General features: G+C 60.1%; 17 protein-coding genes. 10 read left to right on the top strand and 7 right to left on the bottom strand.

The features are described from left to right. The first annotated feature begins 4 nt into the window (after window positions 1-4). The 3 genes from IPM27_07345 to IPM27_07335 all read left to right on the top strand — a co-directional run bounded on the left by IPM27_07345 (window position 5) and on the right by IPM27_07335 (window position 9,911). On the top strand, window positions 5-3,115 hold the full coding sequence (locus tag IPM27_07345; GenBank protein MBK9161366.1) for a filamentous hemagglutinin N-terminal domain-containing protein: 3,111 nt from the start codon (window positions 5-7) through the stop codon (window positions 3,113-3,115). 107 nt (window positions 3,116-3,222) lie between these two features. Further along, the gene (locus tag IPM27_07340; protein MBK9161365.1) at window positions 3,223-8,640 is read left to right on the top strand and encodes an S-layer family protein; all 5,418 of its coding nucleotides are present in this window, start codon (window positions 3,223-3,225) and stop codon (window positions 8,638-8,640) included. Window positions 8,641-9,020: 380 nt separating this feature from the next. Further along, window positions 9,021-9,911: an adenylate/guanylate cyclase domain-containing protein gene (locus IPM27_07335; GenBank protein ID MBK9161364.1), complete on the top strand. Its 891-nt coding sequence runs from the start codon at window positions 9,021-9,023 to the stop codon at window positions 9,909-9,911. Between the two features lie 52 nt (window positions 9,912-9,963). Here the strand turns inward: IPM27_07335 and IPM27_07330 are convergent, their stop codons facing one another. Together IPM27_07330 and IPM27_07325 are read right to left on the bottom strand one after the other, a co-directional pair. Then, window positions 9,964-10,245, bottom strand: coding sequence for a type II toxin-antitoxin system YafQ family toxin (locus IPM27_07330; protein ID MBK9161363.1), 282 nt, complete (start codon window positions 10,243-10,245; stop codon window positions 9,964-9,966). After that, window positions 10,232-10,498: a type II toxin-antitoxin system RelB/DinJ family antitoxin gene (locus tag IPM27_07325; protein ID MBK9161362.1), complete on the bottom strand. Its 267-nt coding sequence runs from the start codon at window positions 10,496-10,498 to the stop codon at window positions 10,232-10,234. Before IPM27_07325 ends, IPM27_07330 begins: the two co-directional genes overlap by 14 nt. Window positions 10,499-10,830: 332 nt before the next feature. Between IPM27_07325 and IPM27_07320 the strand changes: the two genes are divergently transcribed. The 3 genes from IPM27_07320 to IPM27_07310 are packed head-to-tail and all read left to right on the top strand — an operon-like array spanning window position 10,831 to window position 11,588. Continuing rightward, complete coding sequence (locus tag IPM27_07320) at window positions 10,831-11,115, top strand: type II toxin-antitoxin system RelE/ParE family toxin (protein MBK9161361.1); 285 nt, start codon at window positions 10,831-10,833, stop codon at window positions 11,113-11,115. Between the two features lie 42 nt (window positions 11,116-11,157). Beyond that, window positions 11,158-11,295 (top strand): hypothetical protein, encoded by a 138-nt coding sequence (locus IPM27_07315; protein ID MBK9161360.1) that lies wholly within the window; start codon window positions 11,158-11,160, stop codon window positions 11,293-11,295. 2 nt (window positions 11,296-11,297) lie between these two features. Further along, a complete protein-coding gene (locus IPM27_07310; protein MBK9161359.1) occupies window positions 11,298-11,588 on the top strand; it encodes a HigA family addiction module antidote protein in 291 nt (96 codons plus the stop codon). Window positions 11,589-11,807: 219 nt separating this feature from the next. On the opposite strand, the gene IPM27_07305 is transcribed toward IPM27_07310, so the two are convergent. The 3 genes from IPM27_07305 to IPM27_07295 all read right to left on the bottom strand — a co-directional run bounded on the left by IPM27_07305 (window position 11,808) and on the right by IPM27_07295 (window position 14,470). After that, entirely contained in the window at window positions 11,808-13,655 is a 1,848-nt protein-coding gene (locus IPM27_07305) for a sulfotransferase (GenBank protein ID MBK9161358.1), read from the bottom strand. A gap of 124 nt (window positions 13,656-13,779) precedes the next feature. Beyond that, a complete protein-coding gene (locus IPM27_07300) occupies window positions 13,780-14,103 on the bottom strand; it encodes a helix-turn-helix domain-containing protein (GenBank protein ID MBK9161357.1) in 324 nt (107 codons plus the stop codon). Beyond that, window positions 14,093-14,470: a type II toxin-antitoxin system RelE/ParE family toxin gene (locus IPM27_07295; protein ID MBK9161356.1), complete on the bottom strand. Its 378-nt coding sequence runs from the start codon at window positions 14,468-14,470 to the stop codon at window positions 14,093-14,095. Before IPM27_07295 ends, IPM27_07300 begins: the two co-directional genes overlap by 11 nt. A gap of 71 nt (window positions 14,471-14,541) precedes the next feature. Here IPM27_07295 and IPM27_07290 point away from each other — a divergent pair, with 71 nt between their 5' ends. Next, complete coding sequence (locus IPM27_07290; protein ID MBK9161355.1) at window positions 14,542-14,754, top strand: hypothetical protein; 213 nt, start codon at window positions 14,542-14,544, stop codon at window positions 14,752-14,754. Between the two features lie 27 nt (window positions 14,755-14,781). On the opposite strand, the gene IPM27_07285 is transcribed toward IPM27_07290, so the two are convergent. Together IPM27_07285 and IPM27_07280 are read right to left on the bottom strand one after the other, a co-directional pair. After that, the gene (locus IPM27_07285) at window positions 14,782-15,609 is read right to left on the bottom strand and encodes a glutamate racemase (GenBank protein MBK9161354.1); all 828 of its coding nucleotides are present in this window, start codon (window positions 15,607-15,609) and stop codon (window positions 14,782-14,784) included. Window positions 15,610-16,786: 1,177 nt separating this feature from the next. Further along, entirely contained in the window at window positions 16,787-18,385 is a 1,599-nt protein-coding gene (locus IPM27_07280; GenBank protein ID MBK9161353.1) for an ABC-F family ATPase, read from the bottom strand. Between the two features lie 296 nt (window positions 18,386-18,681). Between IPM27_07280 and IPM27_07275 the strand changes: the two genes are divergently transcribed. From IPM27_07275 to IPM27_07265, 3 genes are all read left to right on the top strand, one after another. Next, complete coding sequence (locus IPM27_07275; protein ID MBK9161352.1) at window positions 18,682-19,974, top strand: hypothetical protein; 1,293 nt, start codon at window positions 18,682-18,684, stop codon at window positions 19,972-19,974. Window positions 19,975-20,082: 108 nt separating this feature from the next. Beyond that, a complete protein-coding gene (gene gshA / locus IPM27_07270; GenBank protein MBK9161351.1) occupies window positions 20,083-21,378 on the top strand; it encodes a glutamate--cysteine ligase in 1,296 nt (431 codons plus the stop codon). A gap of 245 nt (window positions 21,379-21,623) precedes the next feature. Next, a complete protein-coding gene (locus IPM27_07265; protein MBK9161350.1) occupies window positions 21,624-22,685 on the top strand; it encodes an FAD:protein FMN transferase in 1,062 nt (353 codons plus the stop codon). The last annotated feature ends 47 nt before the right edge of the window (window positions 22,686-22,732 follow it).

The following is a 22,732-nucleotide window of genomic DNA, read 5'->3' as shown; positions in this document are numbered from 1 at the left end:
CAACATGAACAGCGAAAAAGATTTCACATCCAAAGCAGCTTCCGGCAAAACCAAGCCAACTTCCTGGGTCGTGAAGCTCTCCGGCGGCAGAAAACTCTATTACACCCTCAGACGTCGTCGCGTCGTCAGCAGCCTGGTTGCAGCGCTGCTCACCGCATTCATGGGACACACCTACGCGTTGCCCACCGGCGGCTCCGTAGCAGCGGGTTCGGCAACCATCAGCCAGACCGCGCAGACCATGCAGATCGACCAGGCATCGCAGCGTGCAGTGCTCAACTGGCAGGGTTTCAGCATCGCCACCGGCGAACTGGTGAACATCAACCAGCCGGGCGTGACCTCGGTAATGCTCAACCGTGTGCTCGGGAGTGACCCCTCCTCGATCTTCGGTAGCCTCACCGCCAACGGCCAGGTATTCCTGGTCAACCCCAGCGGCGTACTGTTCGCGCCCGGTGCCAACGTCAACGTCGGCGGCCTGGTTGCCACCACCCTCAATATCAGCGACGCCGACCTGATGGCCGGCAACAACGTCTTCGTCAATGGCGGCAATGCAGGATCAGTCGTCAACCAGGGCGCGATCAACGCCGGCTATGCCGCGCTGCTTGCGCCGCAGGTATCCAACCAGGGCGCCATCGTCGCGCGCATGGGAACGGTTGCGCTGGCCGCGGGCGACCGCGTCAGCCTCGACCTCGTCGGTGACGGCCTCATCAGCGTCGCCGTGGACGGCGCGGCAGTCAACGCCAGCATCGCCAACAGCGGCCTGATCCAGGCCGACGGCGGCAACGTATTCCTGACCGCGCGTTCCGCCAACGCCCTGCTCGACACCGTCGTCAACATGGACGGCGTCATCAAGGCCAACACCCTCTCCAACCAGAACGGCACCATCGTGCTGGACGGCGGCAATGCCGGTGTGGTTTCCGTCAGCGGCACGCTGGATGCCTCCGGCGCCGGCGCGGGACAAACCGGCGGCACCATCCAGGTTCTCGGCGACCACATTCAACTGACCGGCGCAACCATCGACGCATCGGGCGATGCGGGTGGCGGCACGGTACTGGTGGGCGGCGACTTCCAGGGCAAGGGCGCGGTAGCCACTGCGGCCTTCACCACGGTCGACCAGAACACCACCATCGCTGCCAATGCGAACACTACCGGCGACGGCGGCAAGGTCATCGTATGGGCCGACGATACGACAAGATATTCCGGAGCCATCAGCGCGCGCGGCGGTGCGAATGCCGGTGACGGCGGCTTTGTCGAAGTCTCCGGCAAGGGTGTTCTGGCGTTCAACGGAACGGCAGACCGCCGTGCGCCACATGGTTCGGCTGGCACATTGCTGCTCGATCCGACAGATTTGCAGATCATTACGCCCGGAGTAGACTCCGCTGAATTTGCTGGCTGCTCAACCGTTAGCTGTGGGGCAACCACCGAAGCTGTATCGACCTTGACCGATGCGACTCTGGCATTGGCATTGCTCGGTGGCCCTGTAAACGTCAATGCAATCGCAGGTACTGGTCTTGGCGGCGGCACAATCAACTGGACGGCTGCGGCTACAGTTGATGCGAGTGCTAATTCGCTGACACTTACCGGCACCTCAATTACCTTCGACGGAACGTTGACCAATGTAGCCAATCTGATATTTTCTACCGCACCAACGGGTACTGGGACTGCGACCACCTCCACTGGCGGATCAATCACTGGGCTGGGAGCAACGACATTCAACATCACCGGCGCCACGACAGGCACGGCCGGAGGCATCACATTTAACAACTTCACCGCAGCGGACACCACCGCCGTGACCGGCGCGGTCGGCTTTGACGACGCGGCCCAGAGCAACCAGGGCATCACCTTCGCCTCGGCAGCCACAGTGAGCGGCACCGGCGCGATCGCCAACGTGAACGGCAGCTTTGCCGACGACACGTTGACCTCGACGGCGAGCACCATCGTCTACACGGGCTTCAATGCCGTGAGCGGTGCGGGCACCGCGCTGACCACGGTGAACGGCAGCTTTGACGACACCAACCTGATCTCGACGGCGAGCGGCGTGAACTACACCGGCTTCGCACTGGGCACGGTAGCGGGTACGGGCACCGCGCTGACTGGCGTGGCGACCAGCTTCAACGACGGCACCAAGGTATCGGGCAGCCTGATCAACTACAGCGGCCTGGCAGGACTGGCGACGGTAGCGGGTGACGGCACGGCGGACGTGGCCAACTCGGCGGACTTCGCCATCGGCGGCTTGAACACCGGCACCGGTACCAGCGGCATCATTTACAGCGCATTCGACACGGCGAGCAATACCACCGCCGTGACCGGCGCGGTCGGCTTTGACGACGCGGCCCAGAGCAACCAGGGCATCACCTTCGCCTCGGCAGCCACAGTGAGCGGCACCGGCGCGATCGCCAACGTGAACGGCAGCTTCGCCGACGACACGTTGACCTCGACGGCGAGCACCATCGTCTACACGGGCTTCAATGCCGTGAGCGGTGCGGGCACCGCGCTGACCGGCATGAACGGCAGCTTTGACGACACCAGCCTGATCTCGACGGCGAGCGGTGTGAACTACACCGGCTTCGCACTGGGCACGGTAGCGGGTACGGGCACCGCGCTGACTGGCGTGGCGACCAGCTTCAACGACGGCACCAAGGTATCGGGCAGCCTGATCAACTACAGCGGCCTGGCAGGACTGGCGACGGTAGCGGGTGACGGCACGGCGGACGTGGCCAACTCGGCGGACTTCGCCATCGGCGGCTTGAACACCGGCACCGGTACCAGCGGCATCATTTACAGCGCATTCGACACGGCGAGCAATACCACCGCCGTGACCGGCGCGGTCGGCTTTGACGACGCGGCCCAGAGCAACCAGGGCATCACCTTCGCCTCGGCAGCCACAGTGAGCGGCACCGGCGCGATCGCCAACGTGAACGGCAGCTTCGCCGACGACACGTTGACCTCGACGGCGAGCACCATCGTCTACACGGGCTTCAATGCCGTGAGCGGTGCGGGCACCGCGCTGACCGGCATGAACGGCAGCTTTGACGACACCAGCCTGATCTCGACGGCGAGCGGTGTGAACTACACCGGCTTCGCACTGGGCACGGTCTCGGTACGGGCACCGCGCTGACCGCGGCGGCGACCAGCTTCAACGACGGCACCAAGGTATCGGGCAGCCTGATCAACTACAGCGGCCTGGCAGGACTGGCGACGGTAGCGGGTGACGGCACGGCGGACGTGGCCAACTCGGCGGACTTCGCCATCGGCGGCTTGAACACCGGCACCGGTACCAGCGGCATCATTTACAGCGCATTCGACACGGCGAGCAATACCACCGCCGTGACCGGCGCGGTCGGCTTTGACGACGCGGCCCAGAGCAACCAGGGCATCACCTTCGCCTCGGCAGCCACAGTGAGCGGCACCGGCGCGATCGCCAACGTGAACGGCAGCTTCGCCGACGACACGTTGACCTCGACGGCGAGCACCATCGTCTACACGGGCTTCAATGCCGTGAGCGGTGCGGGCACCGCGCTGACCGGCATGAACGGCAGCTTTGACGACACCAGCCTGATCTCGACGGCGAGCGGTGTGAACTACACCGGCTTCGCACTGGGCACGGTAGCGGGTACGGGCACCGCGCCGACTGGCGTGGCGACCAGCTTCAACGACGGCACCAAGGTATCGGGCAGCCTGATCAACTACAGCGGCCTGGCAGGACTGGCGACGGTAGCGGGTGACGGCACGGCGGACGTGGCCAACTCGGCGGACTTCGCCATCGGCGGCTTGAACACCGGCACCGGTACCAGCGGCATCATTTACAGCGCATTCGACACGGCGAGCAATACCACCGCCGTGACCGGCGCGGTCGGCTTTGACGACGCGGCCCAGAGCAACCAGGGCATCACCTTCGCCTCGGCAGCCACAGTGAGCGGCACCGGCGCGATCGCCAACGTGAACGGCAGCTTCGCCGACGACACGTTGACCTCGACGGCGAGCACCATCGTCTACACGGGCTTCAATGCCGTGAGCGGTGCGGGCACCGCGCTGACCGGCATGAACGGCAGCTTTGACGACACCAGCCTGATCTCGACGGCGAGCGGTGTGAACTACACCGGCTTCGCACTGGGCACGGTCTCGGGTACGGGCACCGCGCTGACCGGCGTGGCGACCAGCTTCAACGACGGCACCAAGGTATCGGGCAGCCTGATCAACTACAGCGGCCTGGCAGGACTGGCGACGGTAGCGGGTGACGGCACGGCGGACGTGGCCAACTCGGCGGACTTCGCCATCGGCGGCTTGAACACCGGCACCGGTACCAGCGGCATCATTTACAGCGCATTCGACACGGCGAGCAATACCACCGCCGTGACCGGCGCGGTCGGCTTTGACGACGCGGCCCAGAGCAACCAGGGCATCACCTTCGCCTCGGCAGCCACAGTGAGCGGCACCGGCGCGATCGCCAACGTGAACGGCAGCTTTGCCGACGACACGTTGACCTCGACGGCGAGCACCATCGTCTACACGGGCTTCAATGCCGTGAGCGGTGCGGGCACCGCGCTGACCGGCATGAACGGCAGCTTTGACGACACCAGCCTGATCTCGACGGCGAGCGGTGTGAACTACACCGGCTTCGCACTGGGCACGGTCTCGGGTACGGGCACCGCGCTGACCGGCGTGGCGACCAGCTTCAACGACGGCACCAAGGTATCGGGCAGCCTGATCAACTACAGCGGCCTGGCAGGACTGGCGACGGTAGCGGGTGACGGCACGGCGGACGTGGCCAACTCGGCGGACTTCGCCATCGGCGGCTTGAACACCGGCACCGGTACCAGCGGCATCATTTACAGCGCATTCGACACGGCGAGCAATACCACCGCCGTGACCGGCGCGGTCGGCTTTGACGACGCGGCCCAGAGCAACCAGGGCATCACCTTCGCCTCGGCAGCCACAGTGAGCGGCACCGGCGCGATCGCCAACGTGAACGGCAGCTTTGCCGACGACACGTTGACCTCGACGGCGAGCACCATCGTCTACACGGGCTTCAATGCCGTGAGCGGTGCGGGCACCGCGCTGACCGGCATGAACGGCAGCTTTGACGACACCAGCCTGATCTCGACGGCGAGCGGTGTGAACTACACCGGCTTCGCACTGGGCACGGTCTCGGGTACGGGCACCGCGCTGACTGGCGTGGCGACCAGCTTCAACGACGGCACCAAGGTATCGGGCAGCCTGATCAACTACAGCGGCCTGGCAGGACTGGCGACGGTAGCGGGTGACGGCACGGCGGACGTGGCCAACTCGGCGGACTTCGCCATCGGCGGCTTGAACACCGGCACCGGTACCAGCGGCATCATTTACAGCGCATTCGACACGGCGAGCAATACCACCGCCGTGACCGGCGCGGTCGGCTTTGACGACGCGGCCCAGAGCAACCAGGGCATCACCTTCGCCTCGGCAGCCACAGTGAGCGGCACCGGCGCGATCGCCAACGTGAACGGCAGCTTCGCCGACGACACGTTGACCTCGACGGCGAGCACCATCGTCTACACGGGCTTCAATGCCGTGAGCGGTGCGGGCACCGCGCTGACCGGCATGAACGGCAGCTTTGACGACACCAACCTGATCTCGACGGCGAGCGGCGTGAACTACACCGGCTTCGCACTGGGCTTCGACACGGCGAGCAATACCACCGCCGTGACCGGCGCGGTCGGCTTTGACGACGCGGCCCAGAGCAACCAGGGCATCACCTTCGCCTCGGCAGCCACAGTTGGCGGCACGGGTGCGATCGCTAACGTGAACGGCAGCTTTGCCGATGACACATTGGTCTCGACGGCGAGCGGCATCGACTACGCGGGCTTCAATGCCGTGAGCGGTGCGGGCACCGCACTGACCGGCATGAACGGCAGCTTTGACGACACCACATTGATCTCGACGGCGAGCGGCGTGAACTACACCGGCTTCGCACTGGGCACGGTCTCGGGTACGGGCACCGCGCTGACCGGCGTGGCGACCAGCTTCAACGACGGCACCAAGGTATCGGGCAGCCTGATCAACTACAGCGGCCTGGCAGGACTGGCGACGGTAGCGGGTGACGGCACGGCGGACGTGGCCAACTCGGCGGACTTCGCCATCGGCGGCTTGAACACCGGCACCGGTACCAGCGGCATCATTTACAGCGCATTCGACACGGCGAGCAATACCACCGCCGTGACCGGCGCGGTCGGCTTTGACGACGCGGCCCAGAGCAACCAGGGCATCACCTTCGCCTCGGCAGCCACAGTGAGCGGCACCGGCGCGATCGCCAACGTGAACGGCAGCTTTGCCGACGACACCCTGATCTCGACGGCGAGCGGCATCGACTACTTGGGCTTCAATGCCGTGAGCGGTGCGGGCACCGCGCTGACTGGCGTGGCGACCAGCTTCAACGACGGCACCAAGGTATCGGGCAGCCTGATCAACTACAGCGGCCTGGCAGGACTGGCGACGGTAGCGGGTGACGGCACGGCGGACGTGGCCAACTCGGCGGACTTCGCCATCGGCGGCTTGAACACCGGCACCGGTACCAGCGGCATCGTTTACAGCGCATTCGACACGGCGAGCAATACCACCGCCGTGACCGGCGCGGTCGGCTTTGACGACGCGGCCCAGAGCAACCAGGGCATCACCTTCGCCTCGGCAGCCACAGTGAGCGGCACCGGCGCGATCGCCAACGTGAACGGCAGCTTTGCCGACGACACCCTGATCTCGACGGCGAGCGGCATCGACTACTTGGGCTTCAATGCCGTGAGCGGTGCGGGCACCGCGCTGACCGGCATGAACGGCAGCTTTGACGACACCAGCCTGATCTCGACGGCGAGCGGCGTGAACTACACCGGCTTCGCACTGGGCACGGTCTCGGGTACGGGCACCGCGCTGACCGGCGTGGCGACCAGCTTCAACGACGGCACCAAGGTATCGGGCAGCCTGATCAACTACAGCGGCCTGGCAGGACTGGCGACGGTAGCGGGTGACGGCACGGCGGACGTGGCCAACTCGGCGGACTTCGCCATCGGCGGCTTGAACACCGGCACCGGTACCAGCGGCATCGTTTACAGCGCATTCGACACGGCGAGCAATACCACCGCCGTGACCGGCGCGGTCGGCTTTGACGACGCGGCCCAGAGCAACCAGGGCATCACCTTCGCCTCGGCAGCCACAGTGAGCGGCACCGGTACCATCTCCAATGTTGCTGGCTCCTTTGCAGATGACACGTTGATCTCAACAGCTAGCGGCATAGACTATGCCGTTGGCTTTACTGGTGTGACGGGAACAGGCACCGCTCTGACAGGTATGAATGGGAGTTTCGATGACACCACCCTGATTTCTGCGGCGAGCGGCGTGAACTACACCGGCTTCGCACTGGGTACGGTCGCGGGTACGGGTACCGCCCTGACAGGTGTGGCGATCGGATTCGACGACACGACGCGGATATCAGGCAGCCTGATCAATTACACGGGCCTGGCTGGGCTGGCGACGGTCTCGGGTACGGGCACCGCGCTGACCGGTGTAGCGGGCAACTTTGCCATCGATACCAGTATCTCGGCAGCGAGCGGCTTGAACTACGCTGGCCTGGCCTTGGGTACGGTTACTGGCACAGGTGCCGGATCTGTTACCGGTGCGGGAACCTATAACATTACCGGTGTTGATCAGGGCAACAATGGTGCAGGATTAAACTGGATAGCATTCGCGAACATAGCCGCTTCCGGGGCAAGCACGATCAACGGTGCCGGAGGCAGCCTCAGCGGTAGCCTCACCAGCGCAGGTACAACCGTAGCGAGCGGAACGATAACCACTACTGGCGCGCAAACCTATACCGGTGCGGTTACTGCGGCGGGGCCGCTGGCACTTGATGCTGGTGCCAGCGCGATCACCGCAAACAATGCGGCGAACGACTTCGCCGGTGCGTTATCGCTCAATGGTGGTAGCGCGACGGTCGCGGATGCCAACGCACTCATCATGGATGTATCCAACGTGGCCGGTGCGCTGAATCTTACAACCGGTGGCGCGATCACCAGCATTGGCCTGGTGTCGGCTGGCACGCCGAATCTGACCACACGTGCCGGCGGGATCGGCACGACGGGTACACCGTTTGCGCTGAATTCGGCGGGTACGACCACGGTGGACATTACGGGCAATATCACCGGCACTTCAACGGCGGGCGTCCTGACCAATGCGGGCGCGGGCGGTATCCTGCTGGTGACGCCGCCTACCGGGCTGGTGAACTATAACGGTGTCGCATACGGTGTTGCGGGAGTCGGAACTGCAATTCAATCCGTCCTTGCCTCTGCGTTCGTCTCACAGAGCGCCGCGTTGGCATCAAGCTTCTCAACGGAAAGCGTTTCCAAGTGGATCGAGTTCGGTCTGGCCGTGCCGATCGGTACTGCGCCACCCGGTATTGATGCTGTCATTGCAGAGGGACTTTCAATGCCGACAGGTCAGGTACCTCGGGAAGAGCTGGAGTTCAAGATCGAGGTATTGGATGCATTGATCAAGGACATCAAGGATGGAAATGTTGGTGCCGATGTGCTGGAACGGAACGGTACCACCCTGGAACAGCTTGAGGAAAATCGCAGGAAGTTGCAGGACGCATTGAACAAGTTGGACAATGCCACGTAAGCAGAGACAGGCAACACCGTCGATGTGAACCGACAAAGCAGGTGATGTTGACAGCAGGGGAGATTCGGTCTCCCCTGTTTGTTGCTTGTAATCGGTGGACTCCTGTTATACTTTACGCAGGGTTGAGTTGAAGTGGCGCCATTTCTGGTGCAATATCAAAACCGGAACAGTATTGGGTAAAGTGGTTATCCGGGGCGGATAAGAAAAGGTAAGCTGACAATAAAATCGCCAACTGATTTTTACAGGGTTATGTCATTCATTCTGGAAATTCCTATTCTGGTTCGCGATCAAGCCAATGATCCGGTGGGCTCGGCATGCTGCAGCAACATGCTCGCAGGCGGATCTGCGCAGGAGTTCCATTCAGTGATGCGGGTGTCGTAATGGAAGATCAACCCAACAAACTTGCCATCCTGTTTGCCGATGTCGCCGGCAGCACCAAGATGTATGAAACGCTCGGCGATTCCAGCGCGCTCGCCAATATCACCCGTTGTCTGGGGCTTCTCGAAGACCTGACAAAAAGTGGTGGCGGCAGGTTGATCAAGACGATCGGCGACGAGGTCATGGTGGCGTTCCCCGATGCGCAATCCGCCATGCAGGCGGCGATCGAGATGCAGCTTGGCGTGGATAACATGCCTCGCATCGATACCGTGAAGATGGCGGTCCGCATGGGCTTCCATTACGGTGAAGCCCAGGAAGTGGATGGCGACGTTTTTGGCGATACGGTGAATGTCGCCGCACGGATGACAGGGCTGGCCAAGGGCGGACAGATCATCACCACCGAACAGACCGTGATCAGTCTGCCGCAGGAAATGCGCGCGCAGACACGCTTCCTGGATGCGCTTACGGTAAAAGGCAAGGCGGACGACGTTCGCATCTACGAAGTCATCTGGCAGGAGTCATCCGAGATGACCATGATGACGGGCCGCCTCGCACCCCCGCCGCCAGTTGCAAACCGCATACGGCTCATCCACGCGGGCGAGAACATCGTGCTGGATGCGGACAATCCGGCGGTGACGCTGGGCCGCGATGCGACTGCGGACATCACCATCCCGGACAAGATGGCTTCGCGCATGCATGCCAAGATCGAACGTCGCCGCGACAAGTTCGTGCTGGTGGACCAGAGCACCAATGGCACTTATGTCACTATCGCCGGTGAAAAAGAGATGATGCTGCGCCGTGAGGAAATGATATTGCGCGGCAGCGGCACGATCAGCCTGGGCCATCCGATGAACGCTTCCGGCGAATATCTCGAGTTCTTCAGCGAGCTGTAATTCCAACGCTTATCGCGCAATACCCGTACAAGTGCGCGAGCATTCGTAGCATTTACAATCCAAGCTCACTATGCGAACCAAGCCGCGCCAGCACAATGCGCTTGTCGTCCGGCTTTTGATAGATCAGCACAAGGTCGGGTTTGATATGGCAATCGCGAAATTCTTTCCTATTACCTGTCAGCGCATGGTCGTGGTAGCGCTCCGGTAACGGCTGGTCAGTCACCAGTAGCTTTAAGATTTCCCGAAAATCTTCTTCAAGCGTTGCGCGGTGCTGCCCTTTCAACTCGCGCTTGTAATCTCGCTTGAGTTGGTTTGTCCGTTCAATCGTCCGCATTCAGATCAGCCATCAAATCGTCAATGGTCTTGAACTTGGTCAGACCCTTGCCGCTGCGCACCTGTTTCATCGCCTTAATGGTTTCCTCATTGGGAATTAACGGCTCGAACGGCAGGGCTTTTTCGCGTGCAACGCGGGTCAACATAATGCGGAACGCATCGGAAACGGTAAGTCCCATTGCCGCCAGAACTGCGGCAGCTTCATTTTTGGTATGCTCGTCTATGCGAGCACGTACAACTGCATTTGTGGCCATGTCACACCTCCTTATATTTGAGCCATATTGTAGCCCAAGTCTGGATTGGCCGCCTGGCTAGCTGCACTCCCCTCTCCCGCAAGCGGGAGAGGGCAATCGCCCGTAAAGGGCGCTCCCACACCTGTGGAGCCAATTAAACCAGCCACCTGCCCATCGTATTTTGGAATGGCTATGCAAGGCCATCGGGCGATCGGATAACCGGGAATCCTTCATCTACCTGTAGGAGCCCGACTTGTCGGGCGATCACACATCAGAGTTGAATCCACGTTTGCATTCCAAAAGGACTGACAAGCGATCGTTGCGTGGCATAACGGGATGCGTTATGCTGGCGCATGATCATCGGGTTTGCGTCAAAAGAAACTGAAAAAATCTGGCGAGGCGAGGTGTCGCGCAAATTGCACCGCGATATCCAGCAGGTTGCTTTACGCAAATTATTCATGCTTGACAGGGCGCAGTCGTTGGGCGATCTGCGAATCCCGCCAGCCAACCGGCTTGAAGCATTGAAGGATGACAGGAAAGGACAGCACAGCATTCGTATCAACGATCAATGGCGCATCTGTTTCATATGGATGGATAGCGGCCCGGATGCAGTTGAGATAGTTGATTATCACTATTGAGCCTTCCATAAATCAGGACAAGATGATCAGAAATGAAGTCGAGTGAAAAAACGCGTCATTCCCGCGCAAGCGGGAATCCAGCAAGAAAAAAATGCATTTTCATTAAACCCACTGGATTCCCGCTTGCGCGGGAATGACGGCGCGAATGTCATTAATTATGGAAACATCAATAAGGAGTGAGAATGAGTAAATTGCGGAATATCCATCCGGGCGAAATTCTCCTTGAAGAATTCCTGATCCCGATGGGAATAAGCCAGACCAGACTGGCAAACGCCATTGGCGTACCACCACGCCGTATCAACGAGATCGTGCTGGGCAAGCGCGGCATTACTGCCGATACTGCCTTGCGTCTGGCAAAAGCCTTCGGCACTTCTGTTCAATTGTGGATGGGATTGCAGGATGAATACGAATTGCGTGAGGCGCGCAGCTCGATCAAGGAGCAACTGGAACATGTCATGCCGCTTGCCGTGTAGTTGGTGGGCGTAGCAAATTTCAATTCAATTTAAAGGCGAGTTTCCAATGCCCGGAGTTATCTCTTCGGGTGCGCTGGCGCACTCTCCTCTCCCGCTTGCGGGATAACCAGCGACTTGGAGGCTACGCCGTCTAGTCGAATGGCTAGTAGTTTTATCAGAGGGGGCGGGGGAGAGGGCTGTATATCCTGATTCAAGGGGAACGACCTGATTACCCCGTCATCAACGCCCCGGCGCCAGATCACCTAACGCCTCGAACAGCGGCCCGAGGAACTTCTCGTAGGGCTTCCAGCGCTGCACGGAAGTCCTGTAGATCGGCTGGCGTACCTGAGTGACACTGGCCGTGCGTACCGCACGTTTGTTCTTGTGAAAATTAAGGCAGGCATCGTCCCATTCCAGTCCGCAATACTCGATCAGGCGGCGTGCCTGCGTCTCCTGATCCGCGACGATATCTTCATATTGCACTTCAAGGAAAGCGCCCTCCGGCAACACCATGCGCCAGTGATCCATCAGGCGGGCGTAGTCGGCGTAGTAGCGCCCCAGCTCCGTCAGGTCATAGCTGTATTCCTGACCACCCGAGAACAGTTTGGTGAAGCAGGACAGACAGGTATCCACCGGGTCGCGCCGGACATGGATGATCTTCGCATTGGGCAGCGTCAGGTGGATCAGGCCGAGCGCGGTGAAATTGCCCGGCATTTTGTCGGTGATGCGCGAGCTGTCTGGTGCGCGCGGCCGCAGGCAGGCCACGTATTCTGAGCCCATTTTGGTGAGCTGAGCCGGGTTGATCTGACGCATATAGTTGGGATAGGGGATGCCAGCGACATGCCGGTGTGCGATTGCCGACAGGTCTGTCAGTTCACCGGCCCCATGAACCATGGGATGGCTGGCGATGATCTGCTCGGTCAATGTCGTGCCGGAGCGCGGCATGCCCAGCACGAAGATCGGCACGGATGAAGGATCGCCGACACCGCGCAGGCGAGCCATTGCCCCTGCACTAAAGTGATGGATGATTGCATCGAACAGATGTGTGGTCTGGTCTGCTTTATAGTCAAGCGTGGCGCGCTTCAGATGGCAACCCTCTAGAAAGTACGGGAAAGCCTTGTAGTGATCGCCGAGGTCGTCATAGTATTTACCTAAGGTGAAATTCATTAGCACCAAATCGTTATGCGAGAACAGAGCGATGCCGTTTCGTGCTTCATTCTCAAGCACAATCAGCGCGTCAAGTTGATTATCACTTGCATTTGATTTTCTGGATTGCACCAGATTGTAATGGGCAATGACTAAATCTGGTTTGAATTTTATGGCTTGCAGATAGCTTGTTTCGGCCTCATCCAATCTTCCTAATTCCTTTGTGATATTGCCCAGATTGCAATGAACCTCTGCGAAATCGGGTTTGATTTGTAGTGCCTTGCGACAACTGGCCTCTGCCTCACTTAAGCGATCCAACTCCTTGAGCGCGATTCCCAGATTGTTGTGCGCTTCAGGATCCATGGGTGACAGTGCGATAGCCTTCCGCATGGGTGCTAGCGCATCCTCATTGCGATTCATGCGATGAAACGCCAAGCCCAATCCCTTCCAGACGATCCCGTGCTGCGGGAAGCGCAACGTCAATGCCTGGGCGAGGACGGCGGCCTCCTCGTAACGCCCCTCATTGAACCGTGCTGCCAGTGCATCGATGTCCTGCTGGCTGGGGGCTGCCGGCGTGTCGTTCAGGCGCCGTGCCAATGCCTCGACCGCATCGTCTTTCAGCCTGCGCAACCTGCCCTCGTCGAACGCCTGCCGCGCAAGTCCCACCTGTCCGGTCTGGATCAGTGCCTCGATGTAACTCAAGCGATACTGCGTGTGATCGGGGTTGGATTCAAAGGCAATCCGAAGATGCGGCAGCGCCCCGGCAGGTTGCTTCACCTGCAACGCGATCACGCCGAGGTTGTGGTTGGCATCCGGGTGGTTCGGTTGTATCTGGAGGATGATGCGGTACAGGTGTTCAGCCTCCGCGAGGCGACCAGCCTGATGGTGGGCGATGGCCTGTTGCAGTAGCTGTGCGGTGTTTGGTGGAGCGGCGTCAGTCATGGTCGAATCCATGCGGCATTCTATGACAATAAGTCCTCTTGCAAATACAGGCGCCCGACTTTGCGCGGCGCAGTCTTGATGAGCATCGCGCAACAAGTTGCGCTCCCACAAAGTCTACTAACAGTTAGATCAGCGCTTCCAGCCCCTTGCGATCCAGGATGCTCAGCAGCTTGAGTGATGGGCCGCTCGGATGCTTATCGCCGATTTCCCATTGGCGTACGGTCGACAGGCTAGTGTTGAGCACGGCAGCCAGTACGGCTTGGCTTATGCGATAACGATCACGCAGGCCTTTGATCTTGTTGCTGTCGTATCCGGGAACAGCCTCCAGACAGAGTGCATCGTATTGCTGCATCTTGCGCTTATTGATGAAGCCCAGGTCATGCAGATCGGCAGCCGTCTCATGTACGGACTGCAGGATGCTGCTTTTTGATTTTCGTTTAGTGGTCATGGCATATCTCCAATAATTTTTCCTGTATCACTGCCGTATCCAGTTGGGCTGATCCCAGTGCCAGCAAGTCGGCGGCGATGTTCTGCAAAGCTTCCAATTCATTGGTACTGATATTGGCGCGGACGTTTTTCTCAAAACCGAATACGAAGAACCATCGATTCTTGTGGTTGGTCGCCAGGAGTGTTCTGGCCCCGCCGCTTTTGCCGCGCCCGGGAATGGCGACGCGCTTCTTGACTACATATCCGCCAAGATGAGCATCGACTAAACCCTGTGCCATTTCAGCAACTGCACCGCAAAGTAACGCATCGGACAGTTCTGTTTTTCGCATCCAACGGTTGAAGCTGTGAGTTTTGAATACCCGTTTCATGTGCATACTATAACACTAAGCGATATAGTGAAAACGATAAATTGTGATCGGGTTAAATAGCGATATCGGCGATGATCGGCAATCCCACACCAATTATTGATGTTCCCATAATTCATGGCGTCCGCGCCATCATTCCCGAGCAAGCGGGAATCCAGCAAGAAAAAAATGCATTTTTATTAAACCCACTGGATTCCCGCCTGCGCGGGAATGACGCGGTTTTTTCTTCACTCGACTTCATTTCTGATCGTCTTGTCCTGATTTATGGAAGGCATCAATATTATTGATGCCGGACCAAGAAGGCTTGGGTAACCTTATAAACAGTTCTGCGGCAGATGCTGGGCCGCGACGGCATCGCCCCACAGCACGGACATGATGCGCGAGGCTGTTGCCGTATCGCCGCTGGTGAAGAATTCTGCGGCGGTCGTCCGCCCTTCGACGGGCTCGGGGTGAACGGGAATTCGTCCCGAGGGTTTCTCGGTCAGAAGCCGCCGTTGAAGCTGGCGCGCGACCGCGGCGCCGGTGTCCACCAGTGTGACGTTGGCGCCGACTGTTTGCTGGATCAGCGGCGCGAGGAAGGGGTAGTGGGTGCAGCCGAGGATCAGGGTGTCCGCGCCGCGTTCCAGCAGTGGGGCGGTGTAACGCCCGACCAGTTCGCGCGTCTGCGCGCTGTCCAGTTCGCCGCGTTCCACTTGTTCGACCAGGCCGGGACAGCCCTGGGTGACGATCTCGACAGCTCCGGCATATCTTTCCAGCAACGCCGCGAAGCGCGCGCTTTCCAGTGTGCCGATGGTGGCCAGCACGCCAACCACCCCGCTTCGGGTGGCGGCGACGGCGGGTTTGACCGCCGGTTCCATGCCGACGATGGGCAGGTCGAAGGCCGCGCGCAGGCTGGTCACGGCGGCGGCGGTGGCGGTGTTGCAGGCGACGACGATGGCGTCCGCGCTTTGTTCGATCAGGAAGCGGCTGAGTGCGTGCGAGCGCTGTTCGATGTAATCGGGCGATTTGTCGCCATAGGGCACATGGCCGGAATCGGCGACGTAGAGCAGGCGATCTCCGGGCAGCAGCCGGCGGATGTGGTGCAGGACCGAGAGTCCGCCCACGCCGGAATCGAAAACGCCGATGGTTCTGCCCTGATTCAATGTCACTCCATGATTGAGCGATGCCCGTTGAGCTCCATTATCGGTCACTTCCCCCGGCAAGGGGGAAGGTTGGGATGGGGGTTGCAGCCTTTAATGTTTCTACCCTCTCCCTGACCCTCTCCCTTCAAGGGAGAGGGAATTGGTTTGCCGTGAAATCAGGGAGCGCAATTTACCTCGAAGAGGTTCTTGTTCAATGTCACTCCATGATTGAGCGATGCCCGTTGAACTCCATTATCGGTCACTTCCCCCGGCAAGGGGGAAGGTTGGGATGGGGGTTGCAGCCTTTAATGTTTCTACCCTCTCCCTGACCCTCTCCCTTCAAGGGAGAGGGAATTGGTTTGGCGTGAAATCAGGAAGCGCAATTTACCTCGAAGAGGTTCTTGTTCAATGTCACTCCATGATTGAGCGATGCCCGTTGAGCTCCATTATCGGTCACTTCCCCCGGCAAGGGGGAAGGTTGGGATGGGGGTTGCAGCCTTTAATGTTTCTACCCTCTCCCTGACCCTCTCCCTCCAAGGGAGAGGGAATTGGTTTGCCGTGAAATCAGGGAGCGCAATTTACCTGGAAGAGGTTCTTGTCGCCTGCGTGTATTGCGCGATCCGTTCAAATCGCGCAATGAATTGCGCTCCTGCAACCGCTCTGTCATTCGCGCGCAAGCGGGAATCCAGTTGATTTAAGGATGTGCTGATCAAGTCGTCATTCCCGCGAAAGCGGGAATCCAGCTTGTTGATTTAACTGGGTTCCCGCTTTCGCGGGAACGACAAAACCATACTTGTTCAGCGCATCCTTAACAATCTCGCGAAGCGGCCTGTTTTCTGGAATTGTCCGCTTCGCGGAACCATTTAACCGCTGGATTCCCGCTTGCGCGGGAATGACGCGCTCCAGATTCTTCGCGGTTAGCGCGGCCTGCTGGATTCCCGCTTTCGCGGGAATGACGGAATATCCAGTGCATCGTTAGCGCCTTACAACAGATTGGGTTCCCGCTTTCGCGGGAACGACAAAACCATACTTGTTCAGCGCATCCTTAACAATCTCGCGAAGCGGCCTGTTTTCTGGAATTGTCCGCTTCGCGGAACCATTTAACCGCTGGATTCCCGCTTGCGCGGGAATGACGCGCTCCAGATTCTTCGCGGTTAGCGCGGCCTGCTGGGTTCCCGCTTGCGCGGGAATGACATTGCTAAACCGCCATGCCCTGGTCGCGCAGGTACTCTTCATAGTTGCCGTGGTAATCGGTCACGCCCTTCGCGGAGATCTCGATGATGCGCGTGGCCAGCGAGGAGACGAACTCGCGGTCGTGGCTGACGAACACCAGCGTGCCTTTGTACAGGTCGAGCGCGGTGTTGAGCGATTCGATGGATTCCATGTCCATGTGGTTGGTCGGCTCGTCCATCAGCAGCACGTTGGGTCTTTGCAGCATCAGCTTGCCGAACAGCATGCGGCCTTTCTCGCCGCCGGACAGTATCTTGACCTTTTTCTTGCCGTCGTCGCCGGTGAACAGCAGCCGGCCCAGCGTGCCGCGCACCGCCTGGTCGTCGTCGTTCTCGCCGCGCCAGTCGGACATCCAGTCGGTCAGCACCTTGTTGTTCTCGAATTCGTATTCGTGGTCCTGCGCGTAATAGCCCGGCCTGGCCTTTTCCGCCCACTTCACTGTGCCGGTGTCGGGTTCCAGGTCGCCGGCCAGGATGCGCAGCAAGGTGGTCTTGCCGATGCCGTTGGGGCCGATGATGGCGACCTTTTCGCCCGCCTCGATGCGGAAGTTGACGTTGGAGAACAGCGTGCGGTCGAAGCCCTTGGCCATCTTCTGCACTTCGACGGCGGTGCGGTGCAGCTTGTCGCGCTCGTCGAATTCGTAGCGGATGAACGGATACTGGCGGCTGGACGGCTTGATGTCCTCGATCTTGATCTTGTCGATCTGGCGCGCCCGCGAAGTGGCCTGTTTGGCCTTGGAGGCGTTGGCCGAGAAGCGCGCGACGAAGGCCTTCAGTTCGGCCACTTTTTCCTTTGCTTTGGCGTTGTCCGCGGACAGTTGTTCGCGCGCCTGCGCGGAGGCCAGCATGTAATCGTCATAATTGCCGGGATAAGTGGTGATCTTGCCGTAGTCAAGATCGGACATGTGGGTGCACACGCTGTTCAGGAAATGGCGGTCGTGCGAGATGATGACCATGGTGCAGTTGCGCGCGTTGAGGATGTCCTCCAGCCAGCGGATGGTGTTGATGTCGAGGTTGTTGGTCGGCTCGTCCAGCAGCAGGATGTCCGGGTTGGAGAACAGCGCCTGCGCCAGCAGCACGCGCAGCTTGAAGCCGGGGGCGATCTCGCGCATCGGGCCCTGGTGCTGTTCCAGCGGGATGCCCAAGCCCAGCAGCAGTTCCCCGGCGCGCGGTTCGGCGGTGTAGCCGTCGTATTCGGCGAAGGTCGCCTCCAGGTCGGCGGCGCGCATGTAGTCTTCTTCGGTCGCGTCGGGGTTGGCGTAGATCGCGTCGCGTTCCGACATCGCCGCCCACATCTCGGCGTGACCCATCATCACCACGTCCAGCACGCGCATGTCCTCGTAGGCGAACTGGTCCTGGCGCAGCTTGCCGAGGCGCTCGCCCTTGTCCAGCATCACCTCGCCTGAGGTCTGGTCGAGGTCGCCGCCGAGGATCTTCATGAACGTGGATTTGCCGCAGCCGTTGGCGCCGATCAGGCCGTAGCGGTTGCCGTCGCCGAACTTGACGGAGACGTTCTCGAACAGCGGCTTGGCGCCGAACTGCATGGTGATGTTTGCGGTGGATAACATAAGACTGCCTTTATTTCGAAGGGGCGCATTCTACCATCCGATGCGGCCGGGGTAAGGTTTCCGCGACGGGATCGGGACAAATCGCCCGGCATGGCGCGCGGGGAAATCGCCCTTGGAATCAGCGGACCAGGATTAACGGCCTAGATAATTTTGGTAATTGCCGCAGTCATGTTTTATTGGTAGATTGACGCGATTTTTTCATATGCAGTGCGCTGTCGTGCGGCATTCGTATCGCGTCGCGTGGTTGCGGTAACTTTTTGTTGCCGTGAAACTCATTGAGTCATCACGGAGTTCTTTTGCAACAATGCAGTTCATTTCTTGATAAGGAGTTAATAATGCGCCGTCTGGCTGTGTATGTAATGTTTTCCTTGTTTTCCTCATCCGTATGGGCGATTGATGACAATCCGTATTTTGATGCCAAATCCTCGCCAGAACAGCAGATCGCTGCCTATGTGGATGCGACCGGGACGGACAAGCTGAAAGGCGTAAAGCGCGTGCTGGTGCCGCAGTTCCGCGTGGAATTCCAGTTGCGTTCCGAGATAAGCAAAAATGTCAGCGAGCGCAACGCGGCAACCGGTTTTACGGCGCAACGCAACGTGTCCGTCTATCTGTTGCTCAAGGGGGTGGAGGATGCCAAGTTGCAGAAAATCACCGACATGGCTTATCAAAATTTCCTGAAAGAAATGACAGCGGCAGGTATCGAGGTGATCGGGCCGGATAAATTGGCGAATGAGCCTGAATTCGCGGCTGTCGAAAAATTGGGCAAGGCCTCGCCGGTCGTGCTTGAAACCAAGGACGGAATATCACATTTCTTCGCGCCAAATGGCGGGAAGGTCTATACCCTGTTGCGCCGCAGTGATCAGGATCGCCAAGGCTTTGGCAGTGGATTGTCCAGCGGCTTTGAAGACATGACGAGAGAACTGCCCAAGGCGGAGTTGGCGCTTTCCAAAAAATACGATGCGCCGTGCATGAAGGTATTGCTGACCATCGCACCCGGGCAGGCTGAGGTATCCGGTTGGAATGGCATTGGTATTTTAGGTGATGCAGTGACGCTGGTTAATGGTACGGCCGAGGTGCTGCCTGCCCTGACCATGCTGGAAGAATCGCGCATCGTATTCCGGAGTGCCAATCATTCCGAGAATGACTCCAAGATGTTCGGCGGCAGGACTTTTTTCGGTGCCAAGGTGCGTGACTTTACACAGGAGGGTGATTCCGCAATCTATCTGAAAAAGCCGTTGCTGATTGCTGATCAGGTTTCAACCAAAAAAATGGAAGAGACTACGGGGGCAGGTGCGCAAGTGATGAATGCGGCGACCACTATCAATAAAGTCGAGAAGGTCGGCGGATTGATGGGGGCGCTGGGCGGCTTTGTCCCATTCGGCGGGGCGTTGGCTCCGGCCGCGAAAGTGGCGCAAGTGGCCGAAGTGACGGGTAATCACGATCACCACGAATTTACAGTCGAAGCGGACCCGAAGATGTACGAGGCTGCGGCTAATCATGAGATTTCAATTACACTGGGTTTGTTGCTGGCCAAAGCAACCGAGGCTATGGGTGTGGCTGCTCCACTATCGCAACCCGCGCCAAAATAACCTTCTTCGATTGTTTTCAGGGTTTGGCCGCCCGCCTTGTGCGGGCGGTTTCATTTTGTGCGAACGCATAAGCTAGAATGCAAGCAGTTTGTTACAGGTACAAAACCGATGGTCCCCCATCTCACTACCGCGCTGACCGGCCCGCTGCTCGATCTGGAGCGGCGCTTCCTGGATGCCATGCCGACCATCGAGCACTGGTTCCGCACCCAATGGATGGAGCATACGCCGCCGTTCTATTCCTCGGTGGACCTGCGCAACAGCGGTTTCAAGCTGGCGCCGGTGGACACCAACCTGTTTCCCGGCGGGTTCAACAATCTCAATCCGGACTTCCTGCCGTTGTGCGTGCTGGCGATGCAAAGCGCGGTGGAGAAGATCTGCCCGGAGGCCAAAGGCATTTTGCTGATTCCCGAGAACCACACGCGCAACCTGTTCTATCTGCAGAACGTGGTGCAGCTCGCCACCATCTTCAAGCAGGCCGGGATGCGCGTGCGGGTCGGCAGCCTGCTGCCGGAGATCACCGCGCCGACGGATTTCCCGTTGCCCGGCGGCGACACGCTGACGCTGGAGCCGCTGGTGCGCAAAGGCAATCGCATCGGGCTGGCCGATCCCGGATCGGGGTCCGGGACGGGTTTCGACCCGTGCGTGGTGTTGCTCAACAACGACCTGTCGGGCGGCGTGCCGGACATCCTGAAGGGTCTGGAGCAGGGCGTGTTCCCGCCGCTGGCTGCGGGCTGGCATGTGCGGCGCAAGTCGCAGCATTTCGCCGCCTATGACCGCGTCGCCGGCGACGTGGCGGGCCTGCTGGGTGTCGATCCCTGGCTGCTCAACCCGTATTTTGCCGTCTGCGACAAGGTCGATTTCCACCAGCGCGTCGGTGAGGAATGTCTCGCGGCGCAGGTGGACGGGGTGCTGCAGAAGATCCGTGCCAAGTACGCCGAATACGGCGTGAAGCAGGAGCCCTTCGTCATCGTCAAGGCCGATGCGGGCACCTACGGCATGGGCATCATGACGGTCAAGGACGCCAGCGAGATCACCCACCTGAACCGCAAGCAGCGCAACAAGATGGCGGTGGTCAAGGAAGGCTTGCAGGTGCAGGACGTGCTGATCCAGGAGGGCGTGTACACCTTCGAGGAGATCGGCGATGCGGTGGCCGAGCCGGTGATCTACATGATCGACCATTACGTGGTCGGCGGCTTCTACCGGGTGCATACCGCGCGCGGGGTGGACGAGAACCTCAACGCGCCGGGCATGTCGTTCAAGCCGCTGGCGTTCGAGACCAGCTGTACTCTGCCCGATCCGGCCATCGCGCCGGACGCGGTGCCGAACCGTTTCTATGCCTACGGCGTGGTGGCGCGCCTGGCGTTGCTCGCGGCTTCGCTGGAGCTGGAGGCGATGGAGGAGTGATCTTCTTTTTGTCATTCCCGCGCATAACCAGCCACTTTGCTGGCGTAGTTTGCCAGCTTGGTCGAATGGCTGGCAGTTCCATTAGGCGGGAATCCGGCTTTTTGTGCCATTGCTCCACGATAATGCGTACGTCATTCCCGCGCAGGCGGGAAACCGGCCAGATCGACAAACCCCGCGTAGCGGGACAAGAGGGTTTTGTTCGCTTCGCGAGATTTTTGAATCGCTGGATTCCCGCCTGCGCGGGAATGACGGCCCGTTATGGTTTGCGGCTCATCTTGCTGTTCGGCCTGCTCGCTCTCAACGGTTGCGGCGGCAAGGAGCCGCTGTACCACGAGCAGGGCTATGTGTTCGGCACGCTGGTGGATGTCAGCGTCTATGGCGAGGAGGAGCCGCGCGCGCGTCAGGCAGTGGCCGACGTGCTGGGCGAGTTCCAGCGGTTGCACGACATGCTGCATGCCTGGCAGCCCGGCGAGTTGAGCCGGTTGAACGCCGCGTTCACCGGCGGCGAGGGACAGGACGTCACCCCGGAGCTGGCGGCGATGCTGCAGGACGCGGCACGGCTTTCGGCACGATCGAACGGCCTGTTCAATCCGGCTATCGGCGGTCTGGTGCAACTCTGGGGTTTCCACGCCGACGAATTCAAGGCGGTGCGGCCGGACGGGGAGAAGGTCGCCGCGCTGGTGAAGGCGAACCCGCAGATGGGCGACCTGGTTTTTCTCCCCTCGCCCGTCAACGGGAGAGGGGAAATATTGAGAAGCAAGAACAGGGCGGTGCAGATCGACCTGGGTGGTTATGCCAAGGGGTATGCGCTGGACAGGGCGGCCGAACTGTTGCGCAAGCGCGGCATCCGGAATGCGTTGGTCAACATCGGCGGCAATATCCTGGCGCTCGGCAGTCACGGCAAACGCCCGTGGCGCGTCGGCATCCAGCACCCGCGCAAGTCCGGCGCGCTGGCCATGCTCGATCTGCATGATGGCGAGGCGATCGGCACGTCCGGCGATTACCAGCGCTATTTCGAGCTGGACGGCAAGCGCTATTGCCACCTGGTCGACCCGCGCAACGGGTATCCGGCACAGGGCGTGCAGGCAGTGACGGTGCTGGCGCACGGGCCGCATGCCGGCGTGATGTCCGATGTGGCTTCCAAGCCGCTGTTCGTCGCGGGTGCGGACGGCTGGCGGGCAGCGGCAGCGCAGATGGATCTGGCGGAAGCGATGCTGGTGGATGCACAGGGCGGCATTCATCTCACAGCCGCATTGCAGAAACGGCTAGAATTCGCGGACAAGGACGTTCATCCGCAGGTTGAGTGAGTATTGCACGGACAGGAATCGCCCCTGAAAAACATAAAAACCGGAAA

The organism is Nitrosomonadales bacterium (assembly GCA_016716325.1).
In the GTDB taxonomy this organism is placed as follows: Bacteria; Pseudomonadota; Gammaproteobacteria; order Burkholderiales; family Gallionellaceae; genus Gallionella.
The sequence above is the reverse complement of the archived record's forward strand: the minus strand, read 5'-3'. Positions and strand labels throughout refer to the sequence as shown.